This window comes from Bacillus sp. AP50 (assembly GCF_040492675.1).
GTDB classification, from domain to species: Bacteria; Bacillota; Bacilli; order Bacillales; family Bacillaceae_G; genus Bacillus_A; species Bacillus_A cereus.
Map to the genome: position 1 here is coordinate 1 of NZ_JBEUTW010000524.1, position 2,021 is coordinate 2,021.

Here is a 2,021-nt window from a genome sequence, read left to right on the forward strand (position 1 = left end):
GAGTCAATTCAATCTATATGGAAGCTAAATCCTCTTGAAATTATAATTTTCGTTCCTAACGATAGAAGTAATTTGTATGAAATAGCAAAGAAACATAAATGCCATATTGTTTTGATGGATAAATATAGTACGTATTATGATGGGTATGAAGCTTCTGTAAAGGCAGCAAAAGGAGATGTATTGTTATTTGTAGATAGTAATTTTTTATTATCTTCAAATGAAATGAAGAATTTTATTGAGCCAGTCGTTACAAATCAGGCTGATGTAGTATTAAACAAAATAGATAAATTTATAGAAGTTGATAAATGTCCAAATATGGATATTGTATGGAGAAAAATGTTAAATGAAATTTTAAGTCGACCAGATTTAAAAAGCAATTCAATACTTTCGTTACCATATGCGCTTACGAAGGAAGTAGTGGGAAACATCGGCTTTAATTATATGGAAGATATCGTTCTATCTTATATGAAGATTGTGAATCAGGGGTGGCGGATTAACGATCAATGTGCAATAAGAACGTTATCTAAAGATGAAATGTTCGAAGAAGAAGGGTATTTATTTAAAAAAGAATTATTAGAAAATGAAAAAGAGAAAGTGGAAAAATATTTAATTGGTATATCCAAATGGATAGAGAAAAAGGGAAGAAGAGTAGGTTTTACTGATGCAGGAAAAAGAAGAGATATTATTCAAAGATTAGGTGAAAGCAAGCAGTATCCTTCGTATCATCGAGGCTGGGGAATGCATTCTTCAATTTATAACGGGAAACAACTTTCTGTCATTATACCAGTACAAAATGAAGAAGAGACTATAGAACAAGTAATACTTGAGGCGAGAAAAATAGAACCACTAGAAATAATTGTCGTTGTAAATGGTTCGACAGATCAAACGGCTAATATTGCTAAAAGACTTGGTGTTACTATTATTGAATATAACGAACGACTTGGTCATAATGTTGGACGTGCTATTGGAGCGCTTGAAGCTACAGGAGATATTCTTTTATTTATTGATGGTGATTTTAGTGTTTCAGGAAGTAATTTGCATCATTTTACAAAAGCAGTTTCAGCTGGTGTAGACATAGCATTAAATGATTTGAATCCGATGTTACATCCTCCGTTTTATGTTGTAGACGTCGTAAAATATATGCTTAATTTAGCATATAATCGTCCAGAATTAAGCAATGGCTCATTAGTAGCAATTCCACATGCTATGAGTAGATCATGTTTAGATGCAATAGGCTGGGAAAGCTTACTATGCCCTAGTCTTGCACAAGTAAAAGCTATATTACAAGGGTATAGAGTAGAATGTGTACATTACGTTGATGTTGTAAAACCGAATAGAATTCGTTTAATGGAGAATGTAAGTCACAATGGACATCCTCCGGCAGTATTAAGAATAATTGGTGATCACGTTGAAGCTCTCTCTTACTTAATAGAACATCTTGAAATAGATGGAAAGGGTGATTAAACTGTTAGACCAGTACAAAAAAATTAACATTTCATATGAACAATTATGGCAAATGGATTTTCAAATTACAGAACCATTTATACTCAAGGTTGATTGGGATAAAGTAACGTATGAATTTTTAATTCGTATTAAGCCCGATGCTTCTAACACTATTGTTTTTGGATCCGGAGCAGGTGGGTTTCAAGAACAGCCAATTGGTCCACCTATTTTTCATCGACATTCTTGGATGGATGAATTTGAAGATACTGTTATATATTATAATGACCCTACGTTATATCTTGGGAAATTATCTTTAGGCTGGGGACAGGGAGAGTTAAATAGATTTTATTTACAAGATATAGCAAATATTTTAGAAATAGTATTTGTAAAGTTAAAAGTTGATTCGAAAAATGTGTTGTTTTATGGCAGTTCCGGGGGAGGATTTATGTCTTTAATTTTAGCTGGATTCGTTAAGGGCTCCACAGCTTTAATTAATAATCCTCAAACAAATTTATTAAAATGGATAACTGTACCAATAAATCTAGTTTTCGATTTGTCTTATCCAAATTTATCAAGAG

1 protein-coding gene and 1 pseudogene are annotated in these 2,021 nt (G+C 32.3%); both read left to right on the top strand.

What is annotated here, in order from left to right:
* Positions 1-1,464: glycosyltransferase (locus ABWK52_RS25950; RefSeq protein ID WP_353772226.1), on the top strand; the 1,464-nt coding region annotated here is incomplete at its 5' end.
* A 52-nt stretch (positions 1,465-1,516) separates the two neighbouring features.
* Positions 1,517-2,021: pseudogene (locus ABWK52_RS25955) on the top strand (glycosyl transferase); the annotation flags it as partial.